Consider the following 24,924-nt stretch of genomic DNA (forward strand, 5'->3'; position numbering starts at 1 on the left):
GATGGCGACGATCGACGGGCTGCCGCCGCTGCGCGAGGTTCTGCAGACGCATGACCTCGTCGCAAAGAAGAGCCTCGGGCAGAACTTCCTGCTGGACCTGAACCTGACAGCGAAGATCGCGCGCTCTGCGGGCGATCTGACGGGCTCGGACGTGTTGGAGGTCGGCCCCGGCCCCGGCGGTCTGACCCGCGGGCTTCTGGCCGAAGGGGCGCGCAAGGTGCTCGCGATCGAGAAGGACACGCGCTGCCTGCCCGCTCTGGCCGAGATCGCCGAGGCCTATCCGGGGCGGCTCGAAGTGATCAATGGCGATGCGCTGCAGATCGACCCGCTCGCGCATCTGACGCCGCCGATCAAGATCGCCGCGAACCTGCCTTACAACGTGGGCACCGAATTGCTGGTGCGCTGGCTGACGCCGAAAGACTGGCCGCCCTTCTGGGAAAGCCTGACGCTGATGTTCCAGCGCGAGGTGGCCGAGCGGATCGTGGCCAAACCGGGCAGCAAACATTACGGGCGGCTCGCGATCCTCGCACAATGGCGTGCCGAGGCGAAGATCGTGATGAGCCTGCCGCCCGAGGCCTTCACGCCCGCGCCGAAGGTGCATTCCGCGGTGGTGCATCTGCGCGCCCTGCCCGAGCCGCGCTATCCCGCCGATGCGGCGACGCTCAGCCGCGTCGTGGCCGCGGGTTTCAACCAACGCCGCAAGATGCTGCGCGCCTCGCTGAAGGGCGTGGCCCCAGATATCGAGGCGAAGCTGGAGCAGGCCGGGATCGCGCCGACCGAACGCGCCGAACGCGTGACGCTTGAGCAGTTCTGTCGGCTTGCACGCATCGTCGCGGGTCAGGAATGATCCGCCCGGCGCGCGAGGAGGACCTGCCGCGCATCGCCGAGATCGCCGAGGCGGCCTTCTCCCGCTACATTCCCCGGATCGGACGCCCGCCCGCGCCGATGCTGGCCGATCATGCCGCCGAGCTGCCGCATCTCTGGGTCTGCGAGGGAACGAGCGGGGTCGCGGGCTATATCGGGCTCTTTGCGGATGACGGCGCGCCGCCCCGGTTGCAGATCGAGCCCGTCGCCGTCGACCCGGCCGCGCAGGGCCAGGGGATCGGGCGGCATTTGATGGCGTTCGCCGAGGCGCGCGCCCGCGAGATCGGCGCGGAAAAGCTGTGGCTTTTCGCCAATGCCGCGATGGAGGAGAGCCGCGCGGTCTATGCGCGGCTCGGTTTTATCGAGCGCGACCGCCGGATGGATGGCGGCTATGACCGGGTGTTTCTGGACAAAGACCTGACCGCCTGAGCGCCGCCCCTGCCCCATCATGCAAAAAGGCCCGCCGATCCGGCGGGCCTTTTGCTATCTCTTGTCCGAGGCTTTACTCGCCAGACGCTTTGGGCAGCTCGGCGCTCGCCTCTGCCTTTTCAGCCTTGTCGGCTTTCGGGGCACGCGGCTTGCGCGGGGCGCGCGGACGCTTGGGCTTTTCGGCCTTTTCCGCTTTCTCGGCCTTCTCAGGCTGTTCCGCGGCTTTCGGCGCCTCTTCACTGCTGCGGCTTTCCGGCGTCTCGACGAGGGTGGAATCCTCTTCGAGCTCCAGCTGCGGCATCGGCGGCATCATCTCGGGGCTTTCGGCGCGCTTGTTGCGACCGGAGGATTTCGCCTCGCTGCGCTCTTCGCGACGCTCGGACGTATTGTTGTCCTGAGCTTCACCCTTCGACTGGGCCTCGTTCTGGCCGTCGTCCTGCTGAGCGTGGTTCTGGCCGTTGTTCTGGCCGCCCTGCTGACCGTTACCGCCTTGGTTCTGACCACCGTTATTCTGGCCACCATTGTTCTGGTTGCCATTGTTCTGGTTGTTTTGCTGGCGCTGCTGGTTGCGGGCCTCTTGCTCGCGAGCCTGTTCTTTCTGCGCCTCGCCCAGCATTCGCGTGTAATGCTCTGCGTGCTGCAGGAAGTTTTGTTCGGCCACGCGATCGTTGCCGAGCTGCGCATCGCGCGCAAGCTGAAGATATTTGTCGATGATCTGCTGCGGCGTACCGCGCACCTTGCCTTCGGGGCCGGAGCTGTCGAAGACGCGGTTAACGATATTGCCCATCGACCGTTGACGGTTCGACTTATTGCGCGAACGGGATTTCGAAGATCTCATGGCTTTCGTTTTCTTGGCCCGTTGTCACGGGCTTTTCGGAAATGGCCGCTAATGCGTGGCCTGCGGGCTGAACTGTCACGCTGGGCATACTTGCCCGGTTTCGTTCCTAACACCCGCGCTGTGAAGCTGAGCCGTGCGGTGGATCAATATCCGCCCTGCACAGGCTTGACTAAACATGCGGGGGGCCACCTTTCAAGTCAGAAAATCGGTCAAATCCGCGATTTCCGCCGATTCGCGGGGTTTTCCCCAAGTTTTTGCGCGATTTCGCGCTCAGGAAGCGCCGCAATCCGCCGTATCCCCGGATTTATGCGCCAAAACGACGCGGTCGCGCCCATCGAGATCCTGGCGCGTCTCGATCCGCTCGAAACCTTGGGCCGCGAAGAGGTCACTGACCGCCTGCGCCTGTGTCGGGCCGATCTCCACCGCGAGACGCCCGCCTGCGAGCAACCGCGCCCCTGCCCCGCGTGCAATCGCACGATAGGCGTCGAGCCCATCGCCGCCGGGGGTCAGCGCCGAGAGCGGCTCCCAGTCGCGCACATCCTGCGAGAGCCCCGCCATCTCGTCTTGGGCGATATAGGGCGGGTTCGAAACGATCAGATCGTAGCGCCCCGGCACATTGGCAAACCAGTCTGAAATCAGGAACTTGGCGCGTTTGGCCACACCGAGCGCCTCGGCGTTGCTTTTCGCGACCTCCAGCGCGGCGTCCGACAGATCGGTCCCCGTGCCCGCCGCGAAGGGCATGGATTTCAGCAGGGAAATCAGGATGCAGCCGGTGCCCGTGCCAAGGTCCAGCGCGTGGACGAAGGGCCGCTCCAGCGCCACCTCGACCAGCAATTCCGTCTCCGGGCGCGGGTCGAGCGTGTCGCGGGTGACGCGGAATTCGTGCCCCCAGAAGAGGCGCTTGCCGGTGATCTGGGCGACGGGCTGACGCGCTTCGCGAGCAGTCAGCGCCACCTCGAACCGGGCGGCTGCGTCCTCTGGCAGCGGGTCTTGCAGCGCGAGCGTCAGCCGATCGGGCGCGATCTGCAGCGCATGGGCCAAGAGTCTGCGCGCATCGGTCTGCGCGCCCTCGATCCCGGCCTCGCGCAGACGACGGGTGGCGGCGACCAGCGCGTCCTGCGCCCTCACGCCTCCATCTCCGCGAGCTTGGCCGCCTGATCGTCGGCGATCAGCGCGTCGACCACCTCGTCGATCTCGCCTTCCATAACCTTATCAAGGGAATAGAGCGTAAGATTGATCCGATGATCGGTCAGCCGCCCTTGCGGGAAATTATAGGTTCGGATGCGCTCCGAGCGGTCGCCGGAGCCCACCTGCGACTTGCGCGTCTCGGCTCGTTCCGAGGCCGCGCGGTCGCGTTCGGCCTCGAACAGCCGCGCGCGCAGCACCGCCATCGCATTGGCGCGGTTCTGGTGCTGGGATTTCTCCGACGAGGTCACGACGATCCCGGTCGGGATATGGGTGATGCGCACCGCCGAGTCCGTGGTGTTGACGTGCTGGCCGCCCGCGCCGGAGGCCCGCATCGTGTCGATCCGGATGTCATTGGCGGGAATGTCGATATCGACCGCCTCGACCTCGGGCAGAACGGCCACGGTCGCGGCCGAGGTGTGGATGCGCCCGCCTGCCTCGGTTTCCGGCACGCGCTGCACGCGGTGGACGCCGGACTCGTATTTCAGCCGCGCAAAGACACCTTCGCCCTCGATCCGGGCCACGGCTTCCTTGACGCCGCCCAGCTCGGTCTCGGTCAGCTCCATCATCTCGAACCGCCAGCCGTGTTTCTCGGCGTATTTCTGATACATCCGCAGCAGGTTGCCCGCGAAAAGCGCCGCTTCCTCGCCGCCCGTGCCGGGACGGATTTCCAGAATGGCAGGCCGCGCGTCGGCGGCGTCCTTGGGCAGAAGCGCCACGCGCAAAGCCTGCTCCATCTCGGGTATGCGGGATTTGAGGCGCGGCAATTCCTCTTCGGCCAGATCGCGCATTTCCGGATCGCTCAGCCAGCCTTCCGCCTCGTCCAGATCGGCACGGGCCTGACGCCAGGCCTCGATCTGGGTCACGACCGGCTTCAATTCGGAATATTCGCGGCTGATTTCGGCGATCTTGGCGGGCTCCGCACCAGCGTTGAGCAGCGCCTCGAGGTACTCGAAGCGCGCGAGGATCTGGTCGAGTTTCTCTTCGGGCAACATGGGATCGGTTTGGCGCGAAGCGTGCGGGGCGTCAAGGCAGGAGCGTTGGGAGGTGCGCGCCGCTTCCTCCCTTCGGTCCGGGGCGACCAGCCCCGGGCCGCGCCCGACCCTCCCCCCGGGAGGGCGCATTGGCGATGTCGTCGCAGGCTCAAGCGTCCGCCGAGCTTGCAAGATAAAGCGCCCGGCCACAGGCGACGCCACGCGCCCACCCGAGGCTCGGGCGCGCCCCTTCTCAACCAACGTGTCGTCATAGACGCCAGGTCATCACATATCAGCAGACAGACCACGCCTCCCTTTACGGCTCGGGTCCTATCACCTAGATAAACAGTCGAGTAATTCGATAGGCGCCCGCGCCCCCCGCCGATGAAAGAGGCTTCCATGACCGCCACGCCCGAAGAGCCGCTTGAAGGCACCCCGCTGATCAAGCCCTCGACGACCGATCACCCGCTCTACGAAAGTGTCGTGGAAGCGTGCCGCACCGTCTATGACCCGGAAATCCCGGTGAACATCTACGATCTCGGCCTCGTCTACACGATCGAGATCAGCCCCGAGAATGACGCGAAGGTGATCATGACGCTCACCGCGCCGGGCTGCCCCGTCGCGGGCGAGATGCCGGGCTGGGTTCACGATGCCGTGGCCTGCGTCGGCGGACTGCGCGATGTCGATGTCGAGATGACCTTCGATCCGCAATGGGGCATGGACATGATGTCGGACGAGGCACGGCTGGAACTGGGCTTCATGTGAGGTCCGGAGGGGGCTCTGCCCCCGCACCCTGCGGGTGCCCCCCGGGATATTTCGACCAAGAGGAAGGGAGCCACGCGGCTCCCTTTTTGTTTCCTCGCATTTGCGCACAGGGGCGTTGCGCGTAGCTCACCTTGCCCATCGCGCTGCAAGACCCATCTCATGCTGCCGAATGTCAAACCCGATGAGAGGCCCGACTAGATGACCGACATGGCTGATACGCTATTCTCCCCCACGAAGCTCGGCGCGATCGAGATCGCCAACCGTTTCGTGATGGCACCGCTGACCCGCAACCGCGCGCCCGATCTGCATCCGACCGACATGACGGTGGAATATTACCGCCAGCGCGCAGGCGCGGGGCTTATCATCACCGAAGGCACGCAGATCTCGCCGATGGGTCAGGGCTACGCCTGGACGCCGGGCATCTATAACGACGCGCAGGTCGCGGGCTGGAAGAAGGTCACCGAGGCCGTGCATGGCGCGGGCGGCAAGATTGTCGCGCAGATCTGGCATGTCGGCCGGATCTCAGTGCCGCAGCTTCTGGATGGGCGCGATCCGGTTGGTCCCTCGGCGATCTCGGCGGAGGCGAAAACCTTCGACGGTGAAGGTTTCGTCGCGACCACCACGCCCCATGCGCTGACGGTCGAAGAGATTGCCGCCACGGTCGAGGATTACCGCAACGCGGCGCGCAACGCGAAAGCAGCGGGCTTCGATGGCGTCGAGATCCATGCCGCGAATGGCTACCTGATCGACCAGTTCCTGCGCGACACTTCGAACAAGCGCGAGGACGCCTATGGCGGCGCGATCGAGAACCGCACCCGCTTCCTGCGCGAAGTCGTGGACGCGGTGACCGAAATCCTCGGCGCCGAGCGCGTGGGCATCCGCCTCTCGCCGTGGTCGAACGCGAATAACGTCGGCATCGACAGCAACACGGCGGAGTTGTTCGGCGCGGCGGTCGAGTTCCTCAACACCAAGCCGATGGCCTATGTCCACTTCGTGGAAGGCCAGACCGGCGGTCCGCGCGAATGGCCCGAGGACGGGATCGAGACGCTGCGCGCGAAGTCGAAAGCGCCCTATATCGCGAATAACGGCTACGACAAGGCGATGGCCGAAGCGGCGCTGAAAGAGGGCGCGGCGGCAGTGGCCTTCGGCAAACTGTTCATCGCGAACCCGGACCTGCCGACGCGCTTCGAGAAGGACGCGCCGCTCAACGAGCCGAACCCGGACACGTTCTACGGCGGCGGCGCTGAGGGCTATACGGATTATCCGTTCCTCGATGAATGACGCAGGCTATTTGGCCTGCTAAATAGTGATTGCAGGCATTTTTACTTGCATATAGCCATGCGCAGGCATTATAACCTGCGCATGGCTTATTTTTGTGTCCTCACCGGCGATATCGTCGCCTCGACCCGGCTCTCGGCCTCCGAGCTGAGCGCGGCGCTCGATGCGATTGAGGGGGCGGCGGAAGCGTTGTCTCCGCTTCTGCGGGAAAGTCACTTTGCCCGAAATCGCGGGGATGGGTGGCAGTTCGCGATACCCAGTCCCCGCCTTCAGGCTAGGCTCGCGCTGCTGATCCGGGCCGAGCTGCGCACCTTGGGCGAGGCATTCGCGACCCGGATCGCGATTGCCGAGGGCGACGGCACACTGCCGCCCGATGGCGACCTGAACGGGGCATCGGGGCCGGTCTTCACTGCCTCGGGGCAACTACTCGATAGCTTGGAGGGGCCGCGCATCGCCCATGCGGCGGGGGGGGCGCTTGGCGCGGCACTGCGGCTGTTCGATCACATCTCGGAGGAATGGACGCCGGCGCAGGCGCGCGCGATTGCGCCGATGCTGCGCATCAAACCTCCGACCCAGACCGCCGCCGCATCGGAGATAGGCATCACACGGCAATCGCTGGCACAGGCCTTGGCAAGCGCGGCTTACCCGGCCATCGTGGAGGCTCTAGCGATGATCGAGGAGACCCCATGATCGAGACTTTCGCGGCGCTTCTCTTCGCCCATGCCTTCACCGATTTCGCGTTTCAAAGCAGCGACATGGCGGCAAAGAAGGCCGGGCGAGAATGGGCTGCGCTGGCCGCCCATATCGCAATCCTTGCGGGACTGACGCTGCTGGTAGGGCTGCAGCTGAGCTGGGCGCTGATCGGGGTGCTGGCACTCGTCGCCCTCAGCCATCTGGTGATCGACATCGCCAAGAGCTTCGCGCCGCGCGAACAGGCCCTCGCCGCCTTCCTCGGCGATCAAGCGGCACATCTGGCTGCGACCGCGCTCATCGCGAGCCTCTTCCCGACGTTCTGGGCCAACTCGCTCTGGGCGAACCTCTCTTGGCTCCCCGGCGCCCTGACGCTCGCGACGGGGCTCCTGATCACCACCCGCGCGGGCGGTTTCGCGGTGGGGATGCTGATGGCGCAATATGAAAACGATGCCCCGCCCGAAGGCCTGCCGCAGGGCGGGCGGATGATCGGGCTTCTCGAACGTGGGCTGATCTTTCTGCTGGTACTCGCCGGTCAGCCCTCCGGCATCGGTTTCCTTATCGCGGCAAAATCGATCCTGCGCTTCGAAGCGGTCTCCAAGGACGGGGCGAATCCGAAATCCGAATATGTGATCATCGGCACGCTGGCCTCTTTCGGCTGGGCGCTCGCCGCCTCTTACGCCACGCTCGCGCTGTTGGGACAGCTTCCGCCCCTTGGAATCCTGCCCGTCCCCGACTAAATTACTCGGTGAAGGAGAGCCCCCCATGTTCAACGTCCCCGGACAAGATCCCGTCACCCTGACCGACGCCGCCGTCGCGCAGATTGCCAAGCTGATGTCGCGCGAGGATGCGGCTGGCTTCCGCATCGGCGTGAAGAAAGGGGGCTGCGCGGGCATGGAATACACGATGGAGGTCGCGGCCGAGGCCGGGCCGATGGATATCGTCGTGGAAAAGGGCCCCGCCCGTGTGCTGATCGCGCCGATGGCGCAGATGTTCATGCTGGGCACCGAGATCGACTACGAGACCGGCCTTCTGGAATCGGGCTTCAAGTTCCGCAATCCGAACGTGGTCGACGAATGCGGCTGCGGCGAGTCGATCAAGTTCGCCGATATGGAAGCCCCCCAAAGCAACGGCTAAGTCGCCTCCCCGCGCCAATTTGCCCTTTGCGAGCCTGCGCCCCCTGCCCTAATGTCAGGCCCAACGACATCAGGGAGAATAATCGCACATGCGCAAGAAACTGGCCGCCGGCAATTGGAAGATGAACGGGCTCAAGAGCAATCTGGGCGAGGTCTCGGCGCTGACCCAAGCGCACCCGTCGCCCGCCTGTGACGTGCTCCTGTGCCCGCCCGCGACGCTGATCGGCGCGATGGCCGAGGCGGCAGGCGGCAAGCTCGCGGTCGGCGGGCAGGATTGCCACATGAACGAGAGCGGCGCGCATACGGGCGACATCTCGGCGCAGATGATTGCAGATGCGGGCGGCTCTTACGTCATCGTCGGCCATTCCGAGCGTCGCGCGGACCACCACGAAAGCGATCTGATCGTGCGCGCCAAGGCCGAGGCGGCGATTGGCGCAGGTCTGATCGCGGTGATCTGCGTGGGCGAGACAGAGGCGCAGCGCGACGGCGAGCAGACGCTCGACGTGATCGGCGAACAGCTTGCGGGCTCGGTGCCCGATGGCGCGACCGCTGCCAATTGCGTGATCGCCTATGAACCCGTCTGGGCGATCGGCACGGGCCGCACGCCGACGCTGGAGCAGATCGCCGAGGTGCATGACTTCATGCGCAACACGCTGGTCGCGCGCTTCGCCGACGAGGGCAACGGGATGCGTCTGCTCTATGGCGGGTCGGTCAAACCCTCCAATGCCGAGGAGATTTTCGCGACTTCCAACGTCGATGGCGCGCTGGTGGGCGGGGCCTCGCTCAAGGCCAGCGATTTCGGCGCGATCATCGCGGCACTGGACGCAAGCTGAGCCAAGTCCCGCTCCGGCCCACGGAGGCCGCAGACACAAGGGCCGCGCCGCTTTTCAACGCCGCGCGGCCCACGCAATTTCCCCCGCGCCGCCTTGCGGGCGCCGCCCCGATCTCGTATCACGCGGGCCAAGCTTTCAAGAGGATGACAGATGCGCGCCGAGACGCAGAACACCGTCGAACAGATCCGCAAGTCCCTGACCTTGCTGGGCCAGCGGATGGACCTCGAGACCGCGCCGCACCGGATCGAGGAATTCAACGCGATGATCGAAGACCCCACCCTGTGGGACGATCAGGCGCGCGCGCAGAAACTGATGCGCGACCGGCAGCAACTGATGGATAAGTTCGAGACCTATAACCGGATCAAGCAGGATCTGGAGGACAATGTCGAACTGATCGAGATGGGCGAGATGGAAGACGACGAGGAAGTCGTCTCCGAGGCCGAGGCCTCGCTGGCCGCGCTGAAAGAGACCGCCGCGTCGAAGGAGCTGGAAGCCCTGCTCGACGGTGAGGCGGATGCGAATGACACCTTCCTCGAAATCAACGCGGGCGCGGGTGGCACGGAGGCCTGCGACTGGGCCTCGATGCTGCAGCGGATGTATGTCCGCTGGGCCGAGAAACGCGGCTACGAGGTCGAGCTGCAATCGGAAGAACCGGGCGCCGAGGCCGGGATCAAATCCTGCGCCTACAAGATTTCCGGGCCCAACGCCTATGGCTGGCTGAAATCGGAATCGGGCGTGCATCGCCTCGTGCGGATCTCGCCCTTCGGCAAGGGCACGCGCGAAACCTCGTTTGCGTCGGTCTGGGTCTATCCGGTGGTCGACGACAATATCGAGATCGAGGTGAACCCCGCCGATATCCGCATCGACACGTTCCGCTCCTCGGGCGCGGGCGGTCAGCACGTCAACACGACCGACTCGGCGGTGCGGATCACTCACCATCCGACCGGGATCGTGGTCACCTCGTCGGAGAAGTCGCAGCACCAGAACCGCGATATCGCGATGAAGGCGCTGAAATCGCGCCTCTATCAGATGGAGCTGGAAAAGCGCACCGCGGCGATCAACGAGGCCCACGAGAACAAGGGCTCGGCCGGCTGGGGCAACCAGATCCGGTCTTACGTTCTGCAGCCCTACCAGATGGTGAAGGACCTGCGCACGCAACACGAGACCTCGGATACGCAGGGCGTGCTCGACGGCGATCTCGACGGGTTCATGGCGGCGACGCTGGCGCTCGGGCTCGAAGGCAAATCCCGCGCCGACGCGCAGGCGGAGAGCTGATCGCGAATGGCGGCGCGGGTTTATATTACCGGCGCCGCGGGTTCGGGCACATCTTCGCTGGGGGAACGTCTGGCAGCGCGGCTGGGCGTCACCCATCTCGACACAGATCAGTTCTACTGGGCCGAGAGCGACCCGCCCTACACCGTCAAGCGCCGCCCCGCTGAACGACTGGCGCTGATGGAGGCGGCGAAGGAGCCCGAAGGCTGGGTGATCTCCGGCTCGCTCGACGGCTGGGGGGAGCCCGCAATCGCAGGCGCCGACCTGATCGTCTTTCTCACAGCCCCCACACCGATCCGCCTTGCGCGCCTGCGCAAGCGCGAGGCGGCGCGCTTCGGCACGCGCATCCGCAAGGGCGGCGACATGGAGGCCAATCACGGCTCCTTCCTGACCTGGGCTGCGGGCTATGACGATCCTTATTTCTCGGGGCGCTCGCTCAGCCGCCATCACGAATGGCTGGCGGGCCGGTCCGAGCCGGTGCTGGAACTGTCGGGCACACGACCGCTCGACGAGCTGCTGGCCGAGTGCGTTTCCGCGCTCGGAATGAAACCCTGAACGGTTTTGGCGCGTATCCTCTCCAGTAGCGAGAGGATGAGCATCGTGGACTTCAAGGACAAACGCATCTGGATCATGGGCGCGAGCTCGGGCATCGGGCAGGCGCTGGCGCGCGAACTGGCCGCGCGCGGGGCGCGGCTGGTGCTGTCGGCCCGCTCGGTCGAGCCGCTGGACGCGTTGAAGGCGGAGCTGGGTCAGGGCGAGGTCGTGCCCTGCGACGTGTCCGACCCCGAAAGCCTCGACGATGCGCGCGGCGAGATCCTCACCCACGGGCCGCTGGACGCAATGATCATCACCGCGGCGCTCTACGACCCCGGCCGCGTTGATGAAATCGAGCGCGATGCGGCACGCAAGCTGTTGGAGGTTAACCTGCTCGGCACGCTGTGGTTCGCGCAGGCCGCGCCGGGACTGCTGCGCGAGGGCGGGCAACTGGTGATCTTCGGCTCGGTCGCGGGCATCTTCGGGCTGCCGAAGGGGCAGCTCTATTCCGCCTCGAAAGCCGCCGTCATCAACCTCGTCGAGAGCCTGCGCGTGGAATATGCCCCCCAGATCGACGTGCGGCTGATCTCTCCAGGTTTCGTGAAGACTCGCCTGACCGAGAAGAACGATTTCGCCATGCCCTTCGTGATCGAGGCTGACGAGGCCGCCCGCCGCATTGCCGACGGGCTGGCCAAGGACCGCTTCGAGACCCACTTCCCCCGCCGCCTCACATGGCAGCTCAAGCTATTGAAACGACTGCCTTATGCGCTGTCGCTGCGGCTGACGAAACGGATGGGCGGCTGAGCCTCGCGGCGACGCAGCAAGCAATTCTCTGGACAGATCACGCCTGCGTGACGCAACGTGAAGTTGCGGGCCTTGGGGAGAGGGCCCTCAGTCAGGGAGAAGAAACATGCAAACTGTCGCGTCGCCGCCTTCCGAGGTGCCGCATATCCGCGACCTTCAGGTCTCGGAAATACCAGATATCCTGAAAGCAGGATGGAACGATTTCAAACGCGCCCCGGCCTTTGGGCTGATGTTTTCGGGCTTCTACGTGCTCGGCGGCATCGTGCTCTGGACCGTGTTCGCAGCCCAGGGCGAGGAATGGTGGCTGATCCCCTTCGCGCTCGGCTTTCCGCTGCTCGCGCCCTTCGCGGCGATGGGGCTTTATACCGTCTCGCGCAAGCTGGAGGCGCAGGAGCCGCTGGAATGGCGTGAGGTGATCGCCTGCTGCGTCTCCGAGAAGGACCGCCAGACGCCCTCGATGGCGATGCTGATCCTGATGATGTTCATGTTCTGGGTCTTCGTCGCCCACACGACCTTCGCGCTGTTCATGGGGCTGTCGGCCTTCACCAATGTCTCCAGCTCGCCCGAGATCCTGTTGACCGGAAACGGGCTGATGATGCTGGCGATCGGCTCCGCGATCGGGGCGGCCTTCGCGGCGATCCTGTTTTCCTTCACCGTGGTCGGCCTGCCGCTGATCATGGATCGCGAGATCGACATCATCACCGCCATCCTCACTTCGATGCGGGCGGTGGCTGCCAACCCGGTCTCGATGGCGATCTGGGGCATGGTGATCGCGGCGAGCCTGTTCATAGGGATGCTGCCGGTCTTCCTTGGCCTGTTCATCGTGTTGCCGGTTCTGGGCCATGCCAGCTGGCACATGTATCGCCGCCTGACGGCCTGAAACCGAAGCGACGTTTTCTGAAGGGGCGCGATTTTCGCGCCCCTTTGTCATGGATTTATTGAAAGGCGAAAAATGTGAACATATAGTGAACGCATGACAAGAATGACCCTCGATCAGAAACTGGCGATCCTCTCGGATGCGGCGAAATACGATGCCTCCTGCGCGTCGAGCGGGGGGCAGCGACGCGACTCCAAGGATGGCAAGGGGATCGGCTCGGTCACGGGCTCCGGCATCTGCCACGCCTATACGCCGGACGGGCGCTGCATCAGCCTGCTGAAGATCCTGATGACGAATTTCTGCATCTATGACTGTGCCTACTGCGTGAACCGGGTCAGTTCGAACGTCACCCGCGCGCGGTTCTCGCCCGAGGAGGTCGTGACCCTTACACTGGAATTCTACCGCCGCAACTATATCGAGGGGCTGTTCCTCTCCTCCGGCATCATCCGCTCGCCCGACGACACGATGACCGACATGGTGCGGATCGCGAAGCTCCTGCGGGTGGAGCATAATTTCCGCGGCTATATCCATCTGAAAACCATCCCCGATGCCGCGCCCGAACTGATCGAAGAAGCCGGGCTTTACGCCGACCGCCTCTCGATCAATGTCGAGCTGCCGACCGACCGCGCGGTGCAGGATTATGCGCCCGAGAAGGACCCCGCCCAGATCCGCCGCGCGATGGGCGATGTCCGGGTGCTGCGCGACGCCCGCAAGGAGCGCAGCTTCACCGGCAAGCGCCCCCCGAAATTCGCGCCTGCCGGGCAGTCGACGCAGATGATCGTCGGCGCGGACGGGGCGAATGACACCACGATTCTGAAGACCTCGACGCGGCTCTATTCAAGCTATGCGCTCAAGCGCGTCTATTACTCCGCCTTCTCGCCGATCCCCGACAGTTCCGCCGCCCTGCCCCTGATCAAACCGCCACTGATGCGCGAGCATCGGCTCTATCAGGCGGATTGGCTGCTGCGCTTCTACGGCTTCGACGTGGACGAGATTTCGCAAGGCGCGACCGACGGCAATCTCGATCTGACGGTCGATCCCAAGCTCGCATGGGCGCTGGTGAACCGGCATCTCTTTCCGCTCGACGTGAACCGGGCCGAGCGCGAGATGCTGCTGCGCGTGCCGGGGCTGGGGGTGAAGACGGTGGGTCGGGTGCTGGCGACGCGCCGCCACCGGACCCTGCGCTACGAGGATCTGCGGCGGATGGGGGCGAACCTGAAGCAGGCGAAGCCTTTCATCACGCTCTTGGACTGGCATCCGCGCGCGCTGACCGATGCGGCAGACCTGCGCGCCCGTTTCGCCCCACCTCCGCAGCAATTGCAGCTGTTCTGATGCGCACGATCACCCTGCCCGAGATCGGCACGTTCGAGGCGTGGCGAGATGAGGCCCGCGCGGCCTTGGGCGCAGGCATCCCGCCCGAAGAGCTGCTTTGGCATCGCGGGGCGGCGGAGGCCGATCTCTTCGCACAAGAGGCCCCTGCCCCCGCAGGCGGCGCTGTGAGCGTGCCGAAGGGCTTCGTCGATCTTGCCCGGCTCGTGATCTGCCATCGCGACCCGGAACGTTTCGCACGGGCTTACGCGGTGCTCTGGGCGCTGCGCCGCGACAAGCGCCTGCTGGAAGACCGTGCCAATCCGCACATCGACCGGCTCAACCGCATGGCCAAGGAGGTCTCGCGCGACCGCCACAAGATGACCGCCTTCGTGCGCTTCCGCGAGATCGGTGATCCAGGCGCGCCCCGCCGCCGCTTCGCCGCGTGGTTCGAGCCCTCGCATTACATCTGCGAGCTGACCGCGCCGTTCTTCGTCAAACGCTTCGGCGATATGGACTGGTCGATCTTCACGCCCGACCTGACCGCACATTTCGAAGCGGGCAAGTTGCGCTTCTCCGAGGGCCAGCCGCGCCCTGACTTGCCCGAGGATGGCGCGGAAGACCTCTGGCGCACCTATTTCCGCAACATCTTCAACCCGGCGCGGCTAAAAGTCGGGGCGATGCAATCCGAGATGCCGCGCAAATACTGGCACAATCTCCCCGAGGCCGGGCTGATCCCCGAGATGATCGCGACCGCGCAGGCCCGCGCCGAGGAGATGGCTTTGAGTGCCCCCACGCTCGCCCCGGCCCGTGCGGGCAAGATCACCGAGCGACTGGCGCGCGACCGCGCCACCCCGCCGCCCGCGGGCAACCGCGCGGAATTGCTGGCCGGGCTGAACAGCTGCCGCCGCTGTCCGCTCTGGGAGAACGCGACGCAGGCGGTGCCGGGCGAAGGGCCGCTCGATGCGCCACTGATGATCGTGGGCGAGCAGCCGGGAGATTTCGAGGATCTTGAGGGACGCCCCTTCGTCGGCCCCGCCGGGCAGCTCTTCGACGAGGTGGCAGCACGTGCAGGCCTGTCCCGCGAGCGCGCCTTCCTCACCAACGCGGTGAAGCATTTCAAATTCACTCCGCGCGGCAAGCGGCGCATCCACCAGTCGCCCGACCGGCAGGAAATCCATCACTGTCGCTGGTGGCTCGACCAAGAACGCAGCTTGGTGAAGCCGAAGGCAATCCTCGCGATGGGAGCGACCGCGCTGGAGAGCCTCACCGGGGATCGGCGTGGCCTTCTCAAACGGCGCGGCACGGTGGAGGTGCTCGAGGACGGCACGCCGATGCTGATCACCGTCCATCCATCCTATCTGCTGCGCCTGCCCGACATGGAAAAGCCCGCGATGATGCGGGCTTTCGAGGCGGATCTGGCCCGCGCGGCGCAGATGGTGAGCTAGGCCTCAGCCCAGCACGGCAAGGCTCGGGAAGGTCTCCAGCAGCCAGAAGCTGATCGCCGAAAACGCGTTGGTCAGCAGCAATATCCCGACGATGACCAGAAGCGCGCCCATCGTCTTCTCGATGATCCCCATATAGGCCTTGAGCCGGTTCATCACGCCGATCGCGCGCTGGATGAACAGCGCGGCCAGCAGGAACGGGATGCCCAGACCCAGCGCATAGACCGCCAGCAGGGCCGTCCCGCGCGCCTGATCGCCGCCCTGTGCCGCGAGCGACAGGATCGCGCCCAGTTGCGGGCCGATGCAGGGCGTCCAGCCGAAGGCGAAAGCGAGGCCCAGAACATAGGCGCCAAGCGACGAGCCGCCCCGGTCGCCCGCATCCAGCCGCGCCTCGCGGTCGAGAATCGGGATGCGGAAAACCCCGAGGAAATGCAGGCCGAGGATCACGATCACCCCGCCCGCGATCCGTCCGAACAGCACCTGATTGGTCAGGAAGAACCGCCCGAAGGTCGAGGCGGCGAACCCCATGAACAGGAACACCGTCGACAGGCCCAGCACGAAAAACAGCGCCGGGACCACCGCCGAGCGCTTGCCCTCGCGCAGATCGCCCATGCTCACCCCGCCCATATAGGCGAGATAGGGCGGCACGATCGGCAGCACGCAGGGGCTGAGAAACGACAACAGACCCGCAAAGAGCGCCACGAAGGCGGCGGGCAGGAACGCAGCGGAGACGAGATCGATTCCAAACATGTTCCTCCTCTACCCCATTCCTCGCGCGCGGTCACCGGGTCGTGAGATAACAACAGCGTGGACAAATCAGCGCGGGCGCGCGAGAACCTCCGCCATGACGCCCGATATCGAAATCGATGCGAAGGGGCTGCTCTGCCCCCTGCCCGTTCTGCGCCTGCGCAAAGCGCTCGAGTCGGCCGCGCCCGGCGCGCTGGTCCAGCTGGTCGCGACCGATGGGGCGAGCTGGATCGACGTGCCGCATTTCTGCGCTCAGACCGGGCATGAGCTGGTCGAGGCAGAGGATTGGGAAGGCGTGAAAGTCTATCTGGTGCGCAAGGGCTGATGACCCTCGCATCCAGACCGAGCAACTAAGCCCCTTGCCGAGCGCAAAAGCGCGTGCCAATCTCCGGCCATTCTCAGGGCGGGGCGAAATTCCCCACCGGCGGTATGCGGCGAAATCCGCGAGCCCGCGAGCGCCTCGCCATCGTGCGAGGGTCAGCAGATCAGGTGCGAGGCCTGAGCCGACGGTTACAGTCCGGATGGAAGAGAATATGCAGCCGACCCCGTGCCTTAGCGCGTGGGCGCGGATTGCATGTGATCGCCTTGGGTGACGTGTCGCTATGCAAGGAGATTACGATGACACACACCCGTTACGCCTTCATTAAAGCCAATTGGCACGCCGATATCGTCGACCGTGCGCTCGAGGGGTTTCTCGAAGAGATCCCGGAGGCGCAGGTCGATGTCTTCGACGTGCCCGGCGCGTTCGAGCTGCCGATGAAGGCGCAGCAACTGGCCCGCACGGGCCGCTACGGCGCCATCGCAGCGGCGGCGCTGGTCGTCGATGGCGGGATCTATCGCCATGATTTCGTGGCGCAGGCCGTGGTGAATGGCCTGATGCAGGTGGGGCTGGAGACGGGCGTGCCCGTGCTGTCGGTCTCGCTGACCCCGCATCAGTTCCAGGAGACCGATCACCACCGGGCGATCTTTGGCAGCCATTTCGTCGAGAAGGGCCGCGAGGCGGCGCGGGCGGCGCTGCAACTGACCCGACAGGCACAGGACCTGGCCGCCTGAGCGCGGAAAACCAAAGGGGAAAACGAAAAAGGCCGGGCGCTCTGCCCGGCCTTTCTCAAATCTGAAGGTGCCTCAGCGGCTCCACCAGCCCCGTTTCTTGGGCTTGGGCGCCTCCTCGGTCAGGGTCTCGCCCTCCGTCTCGGTCTCGGCGAAGGCCGGACCACCGGGCAGTTCGACCGGCGCATCAGGCTGCGGCGCTTCCGGCGGCTGCTCGAACGGAGTTTCCGGTTCGGGCGCGGGCGGCGCTTCCGGCGGCACGTCGACAGGGGTTTCCTGCGGCGTGGGCTCGGGCGTCTCGACCGGTGCGTCGGGCTGCGGCGTCTCCTGCGGCTCGGTCGGCGCGTCAGGCTGCGGGGTTTCCGGCGGCTCGGGCGTGTCCGGCGTCTCTGCGACGGGTTCCTCGACCTTCTTGCGCGCGCGGGAGCGACGCTTCGGCTTGGGCGCCTCCTCGCTTGCTTCGGCCTCTGCGGCGTCGGCCTTGACCTCTGCGGCGCTGCCTTCGACGGCGGCTTGCGCATCCGCCTCGGGATCAACCTTCTTGCGCGACCGCGTGCGACGCTTCGGCTTGGGCGCTTCTTCCTCGGCCTTGGCTTCGGTGCCCTCAACGGGGGCCTCCGCGGTCTCGGCTTCGGCTTTCGGCTCTTCCACCTTCTTGCGGGCGCGCGAGCGGCGCTTGGGCTTCGGCGCTTCTTCCGCGGGCTCAGCCTCGGTCTTCGCGTCGGTTTGCGCCTCGGTCTTGGCCTCGTCCGCCGGAGCTTCTGCCGCCTGCGCGGGTTCGGCCTTGGCGGGCGCTTCCTGCCCTTCGGTCACGTCCGAGGACTGATCGCCCGTGGACTGGTCCTTGGCGTGCTGGTCATCCGACGACTGATCGCCGTTCTCCGAGGAGTCGCTATTCTCCCCGTTCTCGCCATTCGACTTCCGGCGACGACGACGACGACGACGTTTCTTCTTCGGCTGTTCCTCGGCGTCGGTCTCGACCTTCTGGGTCTGCTCCTCGGCCTCGGCCTCGGCTTCAACTTCGATCTCCGCCTCGTCCTCGGCGTCGTCGATCTCGGCCATCAGGCTGGCCGAAGCAGACACCACGGGGCTGTCCACTTCCGCGACATTGCGCGTCGCAGTCTTGAACTTCTCGATGGTGAAATCGGGCGAGACGAGTTCCGGCGCGGCTTCGATGCGCACGGACATGCCGTAACGCGCCTCGATCACCGCCACATGCTCGCGCTTGGCGTTCATCAGGTAGTTGGCAACCGCGACGGGCGCACGCACCAGAACCTCGCGGGTCCGCTTGCGGGTGCCCTCTTCCTCGATCGCGCGCAGGACGCTCAGCGCGAGGCTGTCATCGGAGCGGATCAGGCCGGTGCCGTGGCAATGGGTGCAGGGCTGCGTCGTGGATTCGATCATGCCCGGACGCAGGCGCTGGCGGCTCATCTCGAGAAGGCCGAAGCCGGAGATGCGGCCGACCTGAATGCGGGCGCGGTCGGTCTTGAGACGCTCCTTCATGCGCTTCTCGACGGCGTTGTTGTTCTTACGCTCGTCCATGTCGATGAAGTCGATCACGATCAGACCGGCGAGGTCGCGCAGGCGCAGCTGGCGGGCCACTTCGTCGGCGGCCTCCAGGTTGGTCTTGAGCGCGGTTTCCTCGATCGAGCCTTCCTTGGTCGCCCGGCCCGAGTTCACGTCGATAGCGACGAGCGCTTCAGTGACGCCGATCACGATGTAACCGCCGGACTTGAGCTGCACGGTCGGGTTGAACATCGAGGCGAGGTAGCTCTCCACCTGATGACGCGCAAAGAGCGGCAGCGACTCGGCGTAGTGCTTCACGTTCTTGGCGTGGCTCGGCATGATCATCTTCATGAACGCCTTCGCCGCGCGGTAGCCGCGCTCGCCCTCGACGAGAACCTCGTCGATATCCTTGTTGTAGAGGTCGCGGATCGACCGCTTGATCAGATCGCCTTCCTCGTAGATCGGCGCCGGCGCGACGGATTTCATCGTCAGGTCGCGGATCTGCTCCCACAGGCGCATCAGGTATTCGTAGTCGCGCTTGATCTCGGTCTTGGTGCGCTGCGCACCCGCCGTGCGCACGATCAGGCCCGCACCTTTCGGCACGTCCAGCTCGCCCGCGATTTCCTTGAGCTTCTTGCGGTCGGCGGCGTTGGTGATCTTGCGGCTGATGCCACCACCGCGCGCAGTGTTGGGCATGAGCACGCAGTAGCGGCCTGCCAGCGAGAGATAGGTGGTCAGCGCAGCGCCTTTGTTGCCGCGCTCTTCCTTGACGACCTGCACCAGCATGATCTGGCGCACCTTGATCACTTCCTGGATTTTATAGCGGCGCGGACGCGGCTTGCGAGCCGGACGGATTTCTTCTTCGACATCCTCGTCGGCGACGGATTCAATGCCGCTATCGGCCTCGGCAGCGTCATCGCCCGCGTCGTCGTCATCGTCGTCGGAGTCGTCGCTGTCATCCTCGTCGGACGCGGTCTCAGCCGCAGCGGCGGGCATCGGGGCGGCTTCCGGCGCGGAAGTGTCTTCGGCGGGGGCCTCGGAGGTTTCCGTCTGCGCTTCAGCTTTGGTCTCGTCGCTCGACGCGTCGGCAGCCTCGTCGGCGCTCTCGCCTTCCGCCTCGGGATCGACGACGCCCATGCCCGGGATCTCGTCCGAGCTGATCACCGCTTCGTCCTGCTTGGCCTTCTCCGCCTTGTTCGACGACCGGCGCGAGCGGCGGCGGCGCGAGGATTTCGGCTTTTCCTCTTCCGCAGCCGCGGCTTCGGCGAGCTGGCGTTCTTCTTCCAGCAGCGCTTCGCGGTCGGCGACCGGGATCTGGTAGTAATCGGGGTGGATTTCCGCGAAGGCGAGGAAGCCGTGCCGGTTTCCGCCGTAGTCGACGAAGGCCGCCTGCAGCGACGGTTCGACGCGCGTTACTTTCGCGAGATAGATATTTCCGGCGAGCTGCCGTTTGTTGATGGTCTCAAAGTCGAATTCTTCAACCTTGTTGCCGTCCACCACCACGACGCGGGTCTCTTCCGCGTGGGTGGCATCGATAAGCATCTTCTTTGCCATGTAAATCCAATAGGTCAGCCCTTTGCGACCTGCCCGGGGGCGCGGCGCTGTCTTGGGCTGAAACTGTCCTTGAGGCGAGGTTGCGGACATGCGTGCAGACGGCGGTGGCGTCGAGCCTGCCCGTCCTCATCTGCGATATCCCGTCACGCATCATCGCGGTTCTTTCCAAGGCGCGGTCGGCTTAGCCGCTTGGCGCCCAATTAACGGCCTCCGTCCCGGCAAATGCGGAAGAGGGAGACAAACTTGCGGCCTTTCGGCCAATCGGTTGAGCCGGGGCCCCTTGCGCATCATCTGCGCCGGATCGGCCAAGGCATCAGCGAATTTCGGTGGGTCCACACTTATGGCGTGAAACCGACTGGTTCCGACCATAGCGGCACAGCCTACGGGAACACAATCGAATTTTCGTAAGGGAAGGGTTAATCGCACCCCGGATTCTCGCGATGTTCAGCGATTGGGCAGGCCCGTTCCGGGGTTTTGCCGCCGCAGGCCGGAAAATGCCGCGGCGCGGTGCCATTCAGGCCCGCGCCGCTCACGTCGTCTTGTTCGAATGCCGCCCGCACACTTCGCACCTAGAGGCGAAGATGCGGGCGCGCGGACCTTACAGGTAATCCGCGCGGGCGAGGCCGTATTTGGCCATCTTCTCATTCAGGGTCCGGCGCGGCAGGCACAGCTCCTCCATCACCGCCGAGATCGAGCCCTTGTGGCGCCGCATCGTATTGTCGATCAGCATCTTCTCGAAGCTCTCGACATATTCCTTGAGCGGCTTGCCCTCGGTCGTGATCGCAGCCGGGCCCGCCTCTTCGTCGTCAGTCATCAGCAGCGACGCGATCGAGCCGGACCCCCGGCGCGATTGAAGCACCGCGCGTTCGGCCACGTTGATCAGCTGGCGCACATTGCCCGGCCACGGCGCCTGCAGCAGTTGGGCTGCTTCCTGCGCGGTGACTTCCGGCACATCGCAGCCATACTCATCGGCGAATTGCTCGGACATGCGGTTGAACAGCGTCAGGATATCTTCGCCGCGCGCCCGCAGCGGAGGCAGGGTGATCTTCAGCGCGGCGAGGCGGTAATAAAGATCGGGGCGCAGCGCGTCCTCGACCGTCTTGCCTTCGCCATGGGTGTTGCAGATCGCGACGATCCGCGTTTCCGCAGGTGCGCCCTGATCGTTGATGAATTGCAAAAGCCGCGCCTGCAGCGACTGGCTCAGCGCCTCGACATCCTCGAGGCAGAGCGTGCCGCCGCGCGCCTCTTCCATCAGCGGCAGGCCGCCCTCTTCGACCGGGCCGAACAGCTTGGCCGAGAGCGCTTCCTCGGTCAGCGCGGCACAGCTGACCACGACGAATTTCTTGCCGGCACGCGGGCCCGTCGCGTGCAGCGCATGGGCCACCAGCGTCTTGCCGGTGCCGGTCTCGCCATCGATCAGAACGTGGCCATCCGCCTGGGACAGATCGAGAATATCTTCGCGCAGACGCTCCATCGGCTCGGAAGTGCCGATCAGCTTGCCCATCACCTTCTCGCCCTCAGCCAGATCGCGGCGCAGCGCGCGGTTGTCGAGCGTCGTGCGGCGCGCCTGCGTCGCGCGCTTGGCCAGCTCGGTCATCCGGTCCGGCGAGAACGGCTTTTCCATGAAGTCCATCGCGCCGAGACGCATCGCCTCGACCGCCATCGGCACATCGCCGTGGCCAGTGATCATGATGACCGGCAGACCGCTATCGATCCCCATCAGCCGCTTGAGAAAGGCCATCCCGTCCATGCCGGGCATCCGGATGTCGGTGATCACCACGCCCGGCCAATCGGGGCCGATCACTTTCAGCGCGTCTTCGGCGCTGGCATAGGTCTCGGCGTCGAAGCCCGACAGCGCCAGCCACTGGCTGACGGATTGCCGCATATCTTCCTCGTCATCGACGATCGCTACCTTCATTAGTCTTGCCATGTCTTACTCCGCGGCCTTTATGGCCCTGTTCTTGTCCGCCAGGAGAGGCAGCTGAACTTCGAACACTGCACCCCCGCTTTCGGAATTATGGGCGGTCAGACGACCCCCGAAATCACTGATGATGGAGGACGAGATCGCGAGGCCCAGCCCCGTCCCTTCCCCCGGTTTCTTCGTGGTCCAGAACGGCTCGAACAGCTTGTCGAGATCCGAAATTCCGGGACCGTTATCACGCACGCTCAGCACGGCCGTCTCACCCGAGGTAAGCAACAACTCCACTTGCGGTTCCTCAACCGACTTGGTGGCGTCGAGTGCATTTCGCAACAGGTTAATGATCACCTGCTCCAGCCGGATGCGGTCCGCCATGACCATAACAGGACTGCGCGGCATGGTGCGCGAAATGTGCAATTTGCGAATTTTCAGCTGCGGCTCCATCATCGAGAGCGCCTCCGACAGAGCCACCCGCAGGTCCACAGGCTCGAAGGCCTCGCCCCCCTTGCGGGCATAGGATTTCAGCTGCCGTGTGATCGCGCCCATCCGTCCAATCAGGTCGTCGATGCGCTGGAACGACGACAGCGCCTCCTCGACCCGGGCGCGCTGCAGCAGCAGTTTCGCGCCTGCCAGATAGGTCTTCATCGCGGCCAAGGGCTGGTTCAGTTCGTGGCTCACCGCCGCGGACATCTCACCCAGAGCCGCAAGTTTCGAGCTTTGCGCGATCGTCTGTTCGGCCACGGCCAGATCCTGCTGCGCCTTCTCGCGCTCGGCGATCTCGCGGCTCAGCCGGGTGTTGAGCTGGCGCAGCTCCGCCGATTCCGCGCGCAATTCCTGACTTTGCCGCCGTGCGCGCCGCGAGAGCGCGTAGAAGACCAGCGCCAGCAGGATCGCGAAACCCATGATCTCGAGCGCGAGCACCGCATTCACCCGCTCGCGCACGGAATCGTAGCTGGTAAAGGCGATCATCTTCCAGCCGCGGAAGGGAATCCGCGCCTCGGTGCGCATCACCGCGCGGCCCTTGAGATAAGCGTCGGGCGCGTCATTGGCCCAGTCCGCGGTCGCCTGCAGCGCGCGCTCGATCGCGGAAGGGGCCGAGCGCGCGGCCAGCGCCTCCGACATCGTCACCCCGCGCCAGCGCGGCTCGGTCGTCAGGATGATTTTGCCCTCGCTGTCGACCACGGCCAGCGCATCGGAAATCCCGGCCCAGGCGCGTTCGAATTTCGACAGATCCGCCTCGACCACGATCACGCCGACGGGCTTGTTGTTCTGGATGACGGCCCGCGAATAATCGAATTCGGTGCCGCCCGCCTCGGGCTCGTTGAGCGAGAAGATCGTCCCGCGCGAGCGGGTCGCATCGACGAAGAAGGGCGCATTCGGGAAGGGCGTGCCGATCTGCGTGCGATTGGTCGACGCCACCACCCGGCCCTGCATGTCCAACAGCCGGATCGAGGCCACGGCGACCTCTTTCTTGGCCGTGATCAGCTGCGCCGAGGCGGTGGAATAATCCGTGGTATCAAGGGCTTGCGTCAGCTCCGGATCGCGCGCGAGCAACAGCGGCACCACGGATGTCCGCTGCAGCTCGGACATGATGTTGCCGGTGTAAAGCGCAAGCCGCAGCTCGGTGCGCACGCGCGTCGTCTCGGTGAAACGCTGAGTCAGCCACTGGTTGGTGATCCACATCACCGCCCCCGCCAGCGCGAGGATCAGCACCACGGCGACACGCAGCAGCCAACGGGCGCGTGGCGAGCGCGCCATCACGCCGAGCCCGCCCTCACTCTCGGGCGGCTCTTCAGGTAAAATCGTCGAACGTGTCTGCACGTGCGTCATGCGCGAAGTCTAAGCCAAGGCCCAGAGCGCAACAAGCGCGCGAGATCAGGCGGTTGCCAGCATCCCGCTCAACGCGCGGAAAAGCGCCGCCCCATCGGCGCCACCCTGCGCAGCCTCGATCGCGCGCTCAGGGTGAGGCATCATGCCCAGCACCCGGCGGTTCTCGCTCAGCACGCCCGCGATATCGTCGACGGACCCGTTGGGGTTCTCGACATAGCGGAACGCCACGCGGTCCTCGCCCTCGATGCGCGCAAGGCCTTCAGGGTCGATCTGGTAATTGCCGTCATGGTGGGCGACCGGGATCACGATCTCCTGCCCCGCCTCATAGCCCGAGGTATAGGCGCTGTCGGTCGTGGCGACGCGCAGCGCCAGCGGTTTCGAGACGAATTTCAGCCCCGCATTGCGCATCAAGGCGCCCGGCAGCAGCCGCATCTCGGTCAGCACCTGAAAACCGTTGCAGATGCCGATGACATAGCCGCCCTTGCCTGCGAAATCGGCCACCGCCTGCCCGATGGGCGAGCGCGAGGCGATCGCGCCGCAGCGCAGATAATCGCCATAGGAGAACCCGCCCGGCACACCGATGATATCGATGCCTTCGGGCAATGCGGTTTCCTTGTGCCAGACCTTGACGACATCCGCCCCGGCTGCGGCGAAGGCCATGCTCAGGTCGCGGTCGCAATTCGATCCGGGGAAGGTGATGACGGCGGCTTTCATGGGTGCAAACTCCTGGCCTTGAGGGTCGAACCTGTCGGGTAAGGCCTGTGCGGCCTTCGGCTTGGTACAAATATCCCGGGGGGAATTGGCCGGCAGGCCAAGGGGGGCAGCGCCCCCTGCCCTGCCCGGATCAGGCGATCTCGATGGTGTATTTCTCGATCACGGTATTGGCGAGGAGCTTCTCGCACATTTCCTTCACCTCGGCCTCGGCAGAGGCTGCATCGGTAGCGCTCAGGTCCAGTTCGATCACCTTCCCCTGACGCACGCCTTCGACGCCGCCGAACCCCATATGGCCCAATGCGTGACGGACAGCCTCGCCCTGCGGGTCGAGCACCCCATCCTTCAGCATGACATGAACGCGGGCTTTCATCAC

At 65.3% G+C, this 24,924-nt stretch carries 25 protein-coding genes and 1 riboswitch; of the genes, 16 read left to right on the plus strand and 9 right to left on the minus strand.

Annotated features, from left to right (window positions below; all coding sequences use genetic code 11):
• Nucleotide 1 precedes the first annotated feature (1 nt).
• On the plus strand, nucleotides 2-847 hold the full coding sequence (gene rsmA, locus BMI91_RS01530; protein ID WP_078603752.1) for a 16S rRNA (adenine(1518)-N(6)/adenine(1519)-N(6))-dimethyltransferase RsmA: 846 nt from the start codon (nucleotides 2-4) through the stop codon (nucleotides 845-847).
• On the plus strand, nucleotides 844-1,293 hold the full coding sequence (locus BMI91_RS01535) for a GNAT family N-acetyltransferase (protein WP_078603753.1): 450 nt from the start codon (nucleotides 844-846) through the stop codon (nucleotides 1,291-1,293). Before rsmA ends, BMI91_RS01535 begins: the two co-directional genes overlap by 4 nt.
• A gap of 73 nt (nucleotides 1,294-1,366) precedes the next feature.
• On the opposite strand, the gene BMI91_RS01540 is transcribed toward BMI91_RS01535, so the two are convergent.
• From BMI91_RS01540 to prfA, 3 genes are all read right to left on the minus strand, one after another.
• Complete coding sequence (locus BMI91_RS01540; protein ID WP_078603754.1) at nucleotides 1,367-2,131, minus strand: DUF4167 domain-containing protein; 765 nt, start codon at nucleotides 2,129-2,131, stop codon at nucleotides 1,367-1,369.
• Between the two features lie 270 nt (nucleotides 2,132-2,401).
• On the minus strand, nucleotides 2,402-3,259 hold the full coding sequence (gene prmC, locus BMI91_RS01545) for a peptide chain release factor N(5)-glutamine methyltransferase (RefSeq protein WP_078603755.1): 858 nt from the start codon (nucleotides 3,257-3,259) through the stop codon (nucleotides 2,402-2,404).
• Nucleotides 3,256-4,311, minus strand: a complete 1,056-nt coding sequence (prfA, locus tag BMI91_RS01550) for a peptide chain release factor 1 (protein ID WP_078603756.1) — start codon at nucleotides 4,309-4,311, stop codon at nucleotides 3,256-3,258. The genes prmC and prfA overlap by 4 nt, the downstream gene beginning before the upstream one ends.
• A 378-nt stretch (nucleotides 4,312-4,689) precedes the next feature.
• Here prfA and BMI91_RS01555 point away from each other — a divergent pair, with 378 nt between their 5' ends.
• The 12 genes from BMI91_RS01555 to BMI91_RS01605 all read left to right on the plus strand — a co-directional run bounded on the left by BMI91_RS01555 (nucleotide 4,690) and on the right by BMI91_RS01605 (nucleotide 15,235).
• Nucleotides 4,690-5,055 (plus strand): DUF59 domain-containing protein, encoded by a 366-nt coding sequence (locus BMI91_RS01555; protein ID WP_093476840.1) that lies wholly within the window; start codon nucleotides 4,690-4,692, stop codon nucleotides 5,053-5,055.
• A 207-nt stretch (nucleotides 5,056-5,262) separates the two neighbouring features.
• The gene (locus tag BMI91_RS01560; protein ID WP_078604441.1) at nucleotides 5,263-6,336 is read left to right on the plus strand and encodes an alkene reductase; all 1,074 of its coding nucleotides are present in this window, start codon (nucleotides 5,263-5,265) and stop codon (nucleotides 6,334-6,336) included.
• A gap of 81 nt (nucleotides 6,337-6,417) precedes the next feature.
• Nucleotides 6,418-7,023: a hypothetical protein gene (locus tag BMI91_RS19655; protein ID WP_093476847.1), complete on the plus strand. Its 606-nt coding sequence runs from the start codon at nucleotides 6,418-6,420 to the stop codon at nucleotides 7,021-7,023.
• On the plus strand, nucleotides 7,020-7,763 hold the full coding sequence (locus tag BMI91_RS01565) for a DUF3307 domain-containing protein (protein WP_093476849.1): 744 nt from the start codon (nucleotides 7,020-7,022) through the stop codon (nucleotides 7,761-7,763). Before BMI91_RS19655 ends, BMI91_RS01565 begins: the two co-directional genes overlap by 4 nt.
• A 25-nt stretch (nucleotides 7,764-7,788) precedes the next feature.
• A complete protein-coding gene (locus BMI91_RS01570; protein ID WP_078519348.1) occupies nucleotides 7,789-8,160 on the plus strand; it encodes a HesB/IscA family protein in 372 nt (123 codons plus the stop codon).
• Nucleotides 8,161-8,248: 88 nt separating this feature from the next.
• Nucleotides 8,249-8,992 carry a triose-phosphate isomerase gene (gene tpiA, locus BMI91_RS01575; RefSeq protein WP_078603758.1) on the plus strand — a complete coding sequence of 248 codons (744 nt, stop codon included), beginning with the start codon at nucleotides 8,249-8,251 and terminating at the stop codon, nucleotides 8,990-8,992.
• Between the two features lie 150 nt (nucleotides 8,993-9,142).
• Entirely contained in the window at nucleotides 9,143-10,267 is a 1,125-nt protein-coding gene (prfB, locus tag BMI91_RS01580) for a peptide chain release factor 2 (RefSeq protein ID WP_078539462.1), read from the plus strand.
• Between the two features lie 6 nt (nucleotides 10,268-10,273).
• On the plus strand, nucleotides 10,274-10,819 hold the full coding sequence (locus tag BMI91_RS01585; protein WP_078603759.1) for an AAA family ATPase: 546 nt from the start codon (nucleotides 10,274-10,276) through the stop codon (nucleotides 10,817-10,819).
• Between the two features lie 36 nt (nucleotides 10,820-10,855).
• A complete protein-coding gene (locus tag BMI91_RS01590; protein ID WP_078603760.1) occupies nucleotides 10,856-11,602 on the plus strand; it encodes an SDR family NAD(P)-dependent oxidoreductase in 747 nt (248 codons plus the stop codon).
• 106 nt (nucleotides 11,603-11,708) lie between these two features.
• The gene (locus BMI91_RS01595) at nucleotides 11,709-12,482 is read left to right on the plus strand and encodes a DUF2189 domain-containing protein (protein WP_078603761.1); all 774 of its coding nucleotides are present in this window, start codon (nucleotides 11,709-11,711) and stop codon (nucleotides 12,480-12,482) included.
• 93 nt (nucleotides 12,483-12,575) lie between these two features.
• Nucleotides 12,576-13,811, plus strand: a complete 1,236-nt coding sequence (locus tag BMI91_RS01600; protein WP_078603762.1) for a putative DNA modification/repair radical SAM protein — start codon at nucleotides 12,576-12,578, stop codon at nucleotides 13,809-13,811.
• Entirely contained in the window at nucleotides 13,811-15,235 is a 1,425-nt protein-coding gene (locus tag BMI91_RS01605; protein WP_078603763.1) for a UdgX family uracil-DNA binding protein, read from the plus strand. The genes BMI91_RS01600 and BMI91_RS01605 overlap by 1 nt, the downstream gene beginning before the upstream one ends.
• Nucleotides 15,236-15,238: 3 nt before the next feature.
• Here the strand turns inward: BMI91_RS01605 and BMI91_RS01610 are convergent, their stop codons facing one another.
• A complete protein-coding gene (locus tag BMI91_RS01610) occupies nucleotides 15,239-15,982 on the minus strand; it encodes a cytochrome c biogenesis CcdA family protein (protein WP_078546719.1) in 744 nt (247 codons plus the stop codon).
• A gap of 94 nt (nucleotides 15,983-16,076) precedes the next feature.
• Here BMI91_RS01610 and BMI91_RS01615 point away from each other — a divergent pair, with 94 nt between their 5' ends.
• A complete protein-coding gene (locus BMI91_RS01615) occupies nucleotides 16,077-16,304 on the plus strand; it encodes a sulfurtransferase TusA family protein (RefSeq protein ID WP_078519357.1) in 228 nt (75 codons plus the stop codon).
• 65 nt (nucleotides 16,305-16,369) lie between these two features.
• A riboswitch (FMN riboswitch) is annotated at nucleotides 16,370-16,516 on the plus strand.
• Nucleotides 16,517-16,597: 81 nt separating this feature from the next.
• Nucleotides 16,598-17,032, plus strand: coding sequence for a 6,7-dimethyl-8-ribityllumazine synthase (locus BMI91_RS01620; protein ID WP_078599257.1), 435 nt, complete (start codon nucleotides 16,598-16,600; stop codon nucleotides 17,030-17,032).
• 72 nt (nucleotides 17,033-17,104) lie between these two features.
• On the opposite strand, the gene BMI91_RS01625 is transcribed toward BMI91_RS01620, so the two are convergent.
• The 5 genes from BMI91_RS01625 to purS all read right to left on the minus strand — a co-directional run bounded on the left by BMI91_RS01625 (nucleotide 17,105) and on the right by purS (nucleotide 24,921).
• Nucleotides 17,105-20,089 (minus strand): Rne/Rng family ribonuclease, encoded by a 2,985-nt coding sequence (locus BMI91_RS01625; RefSeq protein WP_078604442.1) that lies wholly within the window; start codon nucleotides 20,087-20,089, stop codon nucleotides 17,105-17,107.
• A gap of 598 nt (nucleotides 20,090-20,687) precedes the next feature.
• Nucleotides 20,688-22,019 carry a sigma-54-dependent transcriptional regulator gene (locus tag BMI91_RS01630; protein WP_078599258.1) on the minus strand — a complete coding sequence of 444 codons (1,332 nt, stop codon included), beginning with the start codon at nucleotides 22,017-22,019 and terminating at the stop codon, nucleotides 20,688-20,690.
• A gap of 3 nt (nucleotides 22,020-22,022) precedes the next feature.
• Nucleotides 22,023-23,765 (minus strand): sensor histidine kinase, encoded by a 1,743-nt coding sequence (locus BMI91_RS01635; RefSeq protein ID WP_078539471.1) that lies wholly within the window; start codon nucleotides 23,763-23,765, stop codon nucleotides 22,023-22,025.
• A gap of 117 nt (nucleotides 23,766-23,882) precedes the next feature.
• A complete protein-coding gene (gene purQ / locus BMI91_RS01640; RefSeq protein WP_078519362.1) occupies nucleotides 23,883-24,551 on the minus strand; it encodes a phosphoribosylformylglycinamidine synthase subunit PurQ in 669 nt (222 codons plus the stop codon).
• 130 nt (nucleotides 24,552-24,681) lie between these two features.
• A complete protein-coding gene (purS, locus tag BMI91_RS01645; protein WP_078539473.1) occupies nucleotides 24,682-24,921 on the minus strand; it encodes a phosphoribosylformylglycinamidine synthase subunit PurS in 240 nt (79 codons plus the stop codon).
• Nucleotides 24,922-24,924: the final 3 nt, after the last annotated feature.

The organism is Thioclava sediminum (genome assembly GCF_002020355.1).
Taxonomy (GTDB): domain Bacteria; phylum Pseudomonadota; class Alphaproteobacteria; order Rhodobacterales; family Rhodobacteraceae; genus Thioclava; species Thioclava sediminum.